This window comes from Acetobacter musti (assembly GCF_011516835.1).
Classification (GTDB): domain Bacteria; phylum Pseudomonadota; class Alphaproteobacteria; order Acetobacterales; family Acetobacteraceae; genus Acetobacter; species Acetobacter musti.
The window spans coordinates 1-8333 of record NZ_WOTB01000064.1 but is presented as its reverse complement, the minus strand read 5'-3'; the positions used below and the strand labels follow the sequence as shown (position 1 = coordinate 8333).

At 53.8% G+C, this 8333-nt stretch carries 7 protein-coding genes; 5 read left to right on the top strand and 2 right to left on the bottom strand.

The window, feature by feature from the left end:
• Positions 1–158: 158 nt before the first annotated feature.
• From GOB93_RS20255 to GOB93_RS20240, 4 genes are all read left to right on the top strand, one after another.
• Positions 159–1340: a site-specific integrase gene (locus GOB93_RS20255; protein ID WP_173585195.1), complete on the top strand. Its 1182-nt coding sequence runs from the start codon at positions 159–161 to the stop codon at positions 1338–1340.
• 224 nt (positions 1341–1564) lie between these two features.
• On the top strand, positions 1565–1951 hold the full coding sequence (locus tag GOB93_RS20250) for a helix-turn-helix domain-containing protein (RefSeq protein WP_338422426.1): 387 nt from the start codon (positions 1565–1567) through the stop codon (positions 1949–1951).
• 245 nt (positions 1952–2196) lie between these two features.
• Complete coding sequence (locus tag GOB93_RS20245) at positions 2197–4053, top strand: hypothetical protein (protein WP_173585194.1); 1857 nt, start codon at positions 2197–2199, stop codon at positions 4051–4053.
• Positions 4054–4232: 179 nt separating this feature from the next.
• Positions 4233–4976 carry an IS5 family transposase gene (locus GOB93_RS20240; RefSeq protein WP_408742427.1) on the top strand — a complete coding sequence of 248 codons (744 nt, stop codon included), beginning with the start codon at positions 4233–4235 and terminating at the stop codon, positions 4974–4976.
• A 491-nt stretch (positions 4977–5467) separates the two neighbouring features.
• Here GOB93_RS20240 and GOB93_RS20235 read toward each other — a convergent pair whose 3' ends face one another.
• On the bottom strand, positions 5468–6088 hold the full coding sequence (locus tag GOB93_RS20235) for a hypothetical protein (RefSeq protein WP_173585193.1): 621 nt from the start codon (positions 6086–6088) through the stop codon (positions 5468–5470).
• Positions 6089–6302: 214 nt separating this feature from the next.
• Positions 6303–6971, bottom strand: a complete 669-nt coding sequence (locus GOB93_RS20230) for a hypothetical protein (protein WP_173585192.1) — start codon at positions 6969–6971, stop codon at positions 6303–6305.
• 475 nt (positions 6972–7446) lie between these two features.
• Between GOB93_RS20230 and GOB93_RS20225 the strand changes: the two genes are divergently transcribed.
• The gene (locus tag GOB93_RS20225; RefSeq protein ID WP_173585191.1) at positions 7447–8226 is read left to right on the top strand and encodes a hypothetical protein; all 780 of its coding nucleotides are present in this window, start codon (positions 7447–7449) and stop codon (positions 8224–8226) included.
• Positions 8227–8333: the final 107 nt, after the last annotated feature.

Here is an 8333-nt window from a genome sequence, read left to right as displayed (position 1 = left end):
GAGACCGAAGGCGTGACACTGGGGAATATCCATGAAAGTGAACGACTTTCTGGATTTCCCAGTTCCGGAACCTCAGTACAAGATACCCATCACGAAAAGTGCGGAAGAACCCAATTCTGGACCAATGACGATTCCGCCCCCTTTTCGGAGTTCGTCTCATGGCCCGCACAAAATCCGCCGAGAATGCTAACGATCCCGCCACGGGACGTCCGCTGCCCGATGGTGTGAGTTGCCGGGGTCCGAAGCAGTATCGGGCACGCAAACTGGTTAATGGCCAGCGGATTGTCAGAACATTCGATACGGCCCGTCTTGCACGTGCCTGGCTTGAAGAGACCTCGGTCAAGGTCCGCGAGGGCCGCAATATCGATGTCCGTACCCTCGACGGGATCGTGCTGCGAGCGCTGATCGAGCGATATCGAGATGAGTGCATGGCTCATCGCGAGCGCGATCGCACTGGTCATATTCCGGCTCTGCTCCGCGACACGATCGCTGACCTGAAGCTCTCCCGCCTTACGATCCCGGCTGTCAGAGGTTTTAGGGACAGGCAGGCGAAAGATCTGGCCCCCGCGACCGTTGTGAAACGCCTCAACCTTCTCGCATCCATTCTGCAGCATGCAATGTCTGAGTGGGACGTGCCGCTGCCACAAAATCCAGCTTCAGGTCGCTTGATCAAGCGACCGGCGGGTGCGGACCGGAAGCGCAATCGCAGGCTGGAAGAGGCAGCCTGTTCCGCAGGGAGCGTCTCGCCGGGGGAGCACGAGCCTTCCGGAGAGTATGAGCGTCTGCTGGACGCTGTGAGATCAGACACCCATCCTGATGATGTCTGGCTCGTCAGGTGGTCCGTCGAGCAGGCCACCCGCCTGAGCGAAGCCACCTCTCTGCGTTGGTGTGACGTCGACCTCACAGCAAGAACCATCAGTCTGGCGCACACCAAAACTATCCATCTCGCGGAAGAGCGAGGCCCCGAAATCCGGCCCCTGATGCCCGGCGCGCGGGCTCTGCTTCGTGAGAAACTCGCTTCGTTCGACGCTCCGCCAGCACCCGAAGATCTGATTTTCGATGTTGGTGACGAACGCGCTTTTTCAGTGAGGTACGGCCGAATGGTGAAACGGGCCGGTCTTCACGACCTGACCTTCCACGACTTAAGGCACGAGGCAACCTCGCGACTGGCCCGTCTGTTTCCAAATCCGCTCGATTTATGCCGCGTGACCGGGCACCGCGATCTTAAAAGTCTGGATCGCTACTACCAGCCCGTGCTCACGACCCTTGCGGAGAATGCGGAAGAGCGCGCTCGTGTGCTTGGCTTCATTTATGACAGCGATGAAGGCGTGGCCAGGTAGATCCGGGCCACAGGATACAGATGTGAGCCTGACAAAACCCGCTTTGAAATATTTTGTTATCGTTCTTGCTGCTGCGGAAAATCTCTCTGGCCAGAAACCGGAAACGCCCCGCAAAAAATAATATTCGGAACGAAAGCGAAAATACTTCCTTCGGTTTTCTGTTGAATTTTACCGGATACTTCCGACTATCCTGAATGCGGCACAGGGAAGCAGTGAGGACGGACGTGGATCACCGGAATAACGGCAGCGCCTGCGAGGTCATGACTTCGAGAGAGGCGGCGGACTACCTGCGAATATCATACGATGCCTTTCGCACAATGCGATCCCGCGGCCAGGGGCCGACCATTTTTATTGCGATTGGTCGACGACTTCGCTTTCGCAAGCAGGATCTTGACGCTTTTCTCGCATCGCACGTTCAGCGCAATACCCCTGTACCCGACATGGATAACTCTGCTGCAGCTGACCAGCACGGTCTTGCGGTCAGGCGTAAAAGAGGTCGCCCGCGAGCGACAGGCCAGATCGAGGTCGTGACGGTCTCTGTTTACGTACGGGCGGCTGCTCTTCTGGCCCTGATCATTGCTGTGTATCTCCTCGGCCTTTCGTTATTCTGAACGAGCCGCTGCCAGCCTGTGTCATGCCTGATAAAGCGGAATTTTCGTTGCGCACAGATTCAGTTCAGGCAAAAGCGCTGACAGCGTCTGCAGACCATGAGATCACTGCACTTCCTGCTTGGCATGTCCGGCACCAGGAGTACTTAAAGGGCGCCCTGGCGCGGATTGGACAGAGTTCTTCACCCGCGATTTCTGCCATCGCACAAGCCTGTCTGCTGCGAATGCCCTGCCGTGTGCGCGCGTCGATGACCGAAGACGAGACGGCAGCGCAGATCATGGACCTCGTAGAGGCGATTTCACAGCGTTACGTCTCCCCGAACAGCCTGAGCGCTCGCAACGCCCTGCTCTTTAAGCTTGGCCCTGGCTGGAAGGAACGGTGGGTAGCCCTGCCGGACATGATCCGTCCGATGATCGTCACTGATGCCGTCGGGCCAGGCAGGTTCGCAATCCTGTGGCTGAGCACGCCCGTCATCACCAGCGCCAAGGGACGTACTGCCCCTCAGGCCCTCGCCGATCAGGCTGAAATTCTGATGGCGGAAGCTCTCGGGGCATCGCGCCTTGCTGCGCTGAGTCTGGTCGGGTCACCATGGGCAATCCGGCAGGATCTTCCAGACAGCGCTACACCTGCTCAGCCCGTCTGGAAGATCCTGCCAGGGGCGGGGCCGGTTGAACTACGCGCTGTCATCAAGCTGCTTTCGCCGCAAGCAGGCCCGGACTTCGGTGAGGACTGCGACAAAACTACTGAGTTCTACAACACTCCAGGAGCGATCCGGACCACCAACCAGCACCTGTTCGACGAGGTCCGGAAGCATTTCAGAAATCATCCGTCGCCTGATCTTAAAGATATTCTTGCCTATGCTCTCGCGGTCAATAAACAGTTTCCGCGCCCCGTCGCTCGACTGACTGTCGATGAAATGTGTGAGCGTATTCATGGCTATCTACAGAAAAAACGCGCATCTCGCGCCGCCCATCCGACCAGACGCAGAGACCCCAGCGAAACACCCCGACAGGCGCAGGCACGTGCGGGACGCGAGACCGGGAAGATCCGATTTGAAGCCACATCGCGTCTGCTGGTGAGTCTTGTCGCCGAGTGGCCCCGTAATCGAGAGCTGACGCAAACAGCTCTTGCAATGGCAGCAGGTGTCTCCGAACGAACCATCCGAACGCACTGGAATCAGATAATCCTGACCGGCAGTTCGCTCCCCCTATCTGGTAGTACAAAGCATCTCACGAGGACAGAGATACTATTTAATGGAAAAACCCTTTCTGATCTTGTCTCACATCGGAAGACCGAACTGGAAGATCTGGCGTACTATGAAAGTTACAAGCGAGATCTACGGCGTTTTCCAGCGGTTCTGAATTGTCCAGACACGCCCGCTTCGGGCGGGGATAATCCGGAGATTGCCCAGGCTTATCGTGACGCCGAGGCCGCCTTTGAGAAAGCCAGAAAACGGTTCTGGAAAACGGCTTCCATGCAGCGTCGGTCAGGGATGAAGGCTGCTCGGCAGCAGCTGTTGCGCGAGGCTGGCATGAGGAACGACATCTCCGTGAGGGAGCGCGCTCTCAGCGCCGTCCCGGCACGGCTTGCGCGGCTTCAACCGTATCTCGAGAAAGAATATCATCAGGAACGTATTCCCGTTCTGCTGAAGATAATCAGAGCCAATATGGTGAACAAAATCGAGGCTGATTATCGTATAGGCGTCATGGCGAGAACACTCCGCGAAGCTCAGCCATCCCCCATCGCGCCAAGGCGCTGTCGCATGGTCCATCGCCCGAAACCGCTCGACCAGTACCTGTCCGCTATGTTTCGTGTTCTTCGAAAACCTGCATCCGGCGTTGATCCGGGCGAGAACGGTGGTCATACCCGTTTTTGCAAAAAACTCATGCACCACCTCGTTCATGCCTGCGGTTTCGATGTCCATGGTGTGGCACTTCTCAGGAAAAAGATTGTCGAGGCACTGCGGATTGGCGCCACAACACGGTCACTCCTCAGAGACAGTTCGCAGTTGCTCTGTAAGACGCGACGGAGCACCTCTCGACGTCGCCCTGCTTCGTTAACCCGAGATCACGGGCGGTGGCGTCAGCAGCCCGACCGCAGGTAGCGCCGTGTACTGCCTGCGGACAGGACTGAGTGTCTCAGCCGCATACCCCTATGCAAGTCTCACGGACCCTACGACAAGCCGCCGTAATGAACGGACCAAGCAAGCCTTCGTAATATCATATCCGCCATAAATCACTTGATTGCAGTCCCGGCTGTACTGTTGAGGCGACACTTCTGCTCATCGACGGAAAATGGAAAGGGGTAATCCTCTACCACCTGTTCCAGGGCACCCTGCGGCTGGCAGGCCTCACCTGGCTGGTGCCGGATTTCAGTACGCTCAGCCGTCGGCAGAAATCCCTGATAGTCGACATCCCCTATCGGGGTTCGAATGGGCCGCTCCACCTCCTTATCGACAGCACCGGGATCAAGGTCGAGGGAGAAGGTGAATGGCACGCCCGCAAGCACGGGGCGTCAAAGCACAGGATATGGCGCAAGCTTCATATTGCTATCGACGAAGGGTCTCTGGAAATCAGGGCCGTTGAAATGACGGGGAACGATGTCGGTGACGCCCCGATCCTGCCGGTGCTCCTGGCTCAGATCCCCGAAGAGGAAGATATCGCTAGCGTCATGGCCGATGGGGCTTACGACACCCGACGATGTCATGAGACCATTGCCGAATGTGGCGCGCAGACCGTTATTCCTCCTCGGAAAAACGCAAAACCATGGAGCCCCACAACACCCGGCGCGATCGCCCGCAATGAGGCCTTGCGGGCTGCAGACCGTTTGGGGCGGACCATCTGGCGATGGTGGAGCGAATACCATCGACGAAGCCGCGTTGAGGCGAAAATGCACTGCATCAAGCTGCTGGGCCGACGCCTGTCAGCAACGGACTTTGACCGTCAGATCACAGAGTTTCACGTCCGTGTCGCCACACTCAACCGCTTCACCGCGCCCGGAATCCCCGTCACCCACGCTGTCGCGTAAGGGAAAGCCATGAAAAGGGTTCAGCACACCCAATACCCGAATTTTGCAACAGAGCCCGTCCACATCCAGAGCTTGAATCACGCACCAGACCCCATGAAAACCCCTCACACCGAATTTCCAAAAGGGCTCTTACCTCACCAGCGACCGAATGACTGGCCGGCAATCACTGGATAAACGATAGCTATAAGAATTAAGTAGACAGGCAGCAGTCGCCTCATGCCGGACATAAGAAAAGCTGTTGGACTTCTGAAAAGCAGACATAATCCGTGCAAGCTCCTGCTGTCACTTTGAGCTGAAAGCGGGCTGACCATTATGGGAAATAATCGGCGAGGACGCAGGCATTTGGGCGGGTTGGTGCAAAAACGGAAGCTTTTACGGCGGCATCAGACACCCGTGAATAGGGGTGGTAAAATGTTACAAGAGTCCTTGCAAAATCGTCGTCATGTTAAAGGCTTATCTTTGTGTCTGATGACACGCTGCAGGTTGCTACTTCACCAGCGTTCGGACAGTGCTGATAACCGCTCGTGCTCCGCAAAGATGTGCTCGGCTAGGGCATATTCGGCATCGGTTACTTCGCAATATTGAGGGTGATCTTCATAGTGCGAACGATCAGCCTGCCTGACGAGGTTCAGTAGTTTGCCATCGGCACAGTCGGGAGACGCGCGTACCAGCGTCTTGATCTGACTAAGAGGAAAGGTGCTTCCATATTCCATCTCCGCCGAGGTAGAGATTTGTCGGTCTCCGAGCGCCTGCCAAGCAATTAACATCTTCTGAAGACCACCTCGACGGCGCCGGAGCGCCTTCCAAGCATTCCTGACTCGATCTTTGACATAAGGCGCCAAAGAGGATGAGCATGTTGTCATATGCTGTTCGTTGAACAGAGTAAGCATGGGACGATACAGCTTAGTCAGGCGCATACGGGCCAGTTCGCGCCGCCGCTCCCGACGCGAACTGGCGGACGAAGCGATGGTACCAGCAATCCGGGCGAGCATGAATACCATTATTGCAACGGCTACCAGCGGGATGTAGGCCCGATAATCAGCCGGCACCGCTGTATTCAATGTTTTGTTCTGCCAGAGTAGTAACGCTACTATCGCGGCTGCCACAAACATCCAGATAGGGGATCCCTTCAAACTATCCCATATGTCCTTCATTCAGCACCTTCTGCCCTTGCTTGGGATCAATTGCCTATTAGACGACTTCGGAAGCCAGCAAGATAGGCCCAGACCAAAGAGCATAGTCTGTTCCATCTCGTCTCGGTCATTCAGTAAAGGTAATAATCCGTTGAAAATTTGACTTTTATAATATAGTTACTGCATAAATAGATTATAATTTCTGAATCTCTTCCGAAAGCCAGCGATGAAGCAAATCCATAACAAATAAGAAATTATTTATTCTACGTATTTTATCAGAAATTCTTATGTTTGACAAAATTAGCCCACTATTTTCAAGGGCCATAAGTCGTGCTATGGGAAGTAAAATATCGTAATCATCTTTATTTACCTCTATTGTTCTTCTACAAACATTTTCAATATATCTAGAAAATAAATATTCATTTTGAGAGAAAATAAATCCGAGAGCCTCCTCATATTTATTACGGTTGTCTTTGTCTTGCAGTTTTGCTCCATATATCCCGAAATCTGGAGTATAAGCCCATATTTCATCAACTCCTGGCCGCATTAATAGCATCAAGTCCGGGTGACTTAGAGCTCGTTCATCGGGATGAGTATGATGTATTGATATTATCGCCTCTGAGTTGTCATATAAGTTCTCCAATTCTTTGGGAGGATCGACCTTGTCTTCTTCTCCGATAGAAAAACCTGCTTTCCCTGATTTAAAATCTATCCCCCAGTAATTTTCCTTTTTATTTTCGGCATAACGTTCAATAAGTATCTTATATTTGTCCAAGTATTCATTCTTCCAGGTAAGCATTTTGCCCTCTGTATAATTTCTCACGTCAGTATATGATACATTTTTCGATGATGATCCAGTCATCGGACACTGCGGCTTTAGATTTCTTGATGGGAGAATGCATCTGTCAACGCATGGTTGGTTCAGGCGCATCTGGATGGAAACCTCGATCATCCCAATATGTGCTTTTGTAATCCGATCGTTCTGTCGCCGACTTTCTGCTCACCTCTATAAACAGCCTGGTTGCTCAGTGAATGGCCGCAGACAGGCTGTAGTCGCCTCATGCTGGACATACTCTCGCCAAGAAGCATCTCCGCAGAGGAGACGTAGCTTGTCCGAAGTTGAGCTAGTGATTTGGGCCGCTGGCGGAGTGCAGCTTAGTTCTGGTGGAACGGTTAAAATTGTCATCCCGATCGATGTCGACGAGACTTAGAAAGGTGGGTCTGCAGTACATCGCACCAAAGTTATCAGTCCTGATGGTTCAGAGTTGCTTCGACAACGACATCCATTTTTTGATGAGGTGTGCGCTATAATAGCTTTAAAGGACGAGAGAGGCGCAATGGTGGACTTAGACAGGCAGCTCAACGTGTTCGCGCCAAAGAGTGTCGTACGATACATCAAAGAAAATCCGCATATGGCCGTTTCGATCAGCCTGTTCTTTGGTGGGGGCGTGGCCCTCTGGCAGGACATTACGCCACTTGCAGGTTCATTGTTCGGTGCTGGTGGGGCACTCCTTGGTGCCTGGATCACCGAATTGAACAAGCGTCGCGCCGATGCTGAGGACAAAGCGAACAAAGAGAAGGGTGCCGTCGCTGCGCTTGCGCCGGAATTACAACGAACCGTCGAACGAGTTCGGTACATCTTGGATCGATCGACGGCTAACTTCAGTTGTGAATCGTCGGTTAACAGCGTGAAAACCAATGATCTGCAGGCGGACTTTCGACCTTACTTGCCGACGCTTTATCCGAGCGTACCGCAGGTGCGCGATCTACCTGGTGAGAAGGCCATTGCTCTTATCCGTTACTACGACTCGTTGAATGAGATTTCGCAGCACGTCGACGACTGGTGGGAGCGGGAAGGCCAACTCGCCGTCAACATCTTCAATGGGCTTATGCACGCCGCAGAAAAAAGTCTTCGGTTGGGCCTAATCTGCGTTTACGAGTTCGACCTCGAAGCACGATTTCCGCCGCCTTATGAATCTTGGGGCACACTGACGTCGCGTATTGAACGGTCGCTCGATAATGCATCCAAGGTTCGTAAACTTCACTTGAAGCGTGCCGAAGCGCGCAGTCGGACTCAGGTGAAATCCAACGAACCGACGCCCTTCCGAAAGTATTAGGGCCTGTTAGATCTTAAAATACTTCCTATATTGTATGGATTGAAGAAGGAGACGGAACAGGCACTTTCACTGATGAGACATGGGCGATCTGGGAACCGCTGATTGAG

Excerpts from the sequence above, each read along its gene's own strand:
- GOB93_RS20255 (WP_173585195.1), top strand. The coding sequence starts at position 159 with ATGGCCCGCACAAAATCCGCCGAGAATGCTAACGATCCCGCCACGGGA.
- GOB93_RS20230 (WP_173585192.1), bottom strand. The coding sequence starts at position 6,971 with ATGACTGGATCATCATCGAAAAATGTATCATATACTGACGTGAGAAAT.
- GOB93_RS20235 (WP_173585193.1), bottom strand. The coding sequence starts at position 6,088 with ATGTTTGTGGCAGCCGCGATAGTAGCGTTACTACTCTGGCAGAACAAA.
- GOB93_RS20225 (WP_173585191.1), top strand. The coding sequence starts at position 7,447 with ATGGTGGACTTAGACAGGCAGCTCAACGTGTTCGCGCCAAAGAGTGTC.
- GOB93_RS20245 (WP_173585194.1), top strand. The coding sequence starts at position 2,197 with ATGACCGAAGACGAGACGGCAGCGCAGATCATGGACCTCGTAGAGGCG.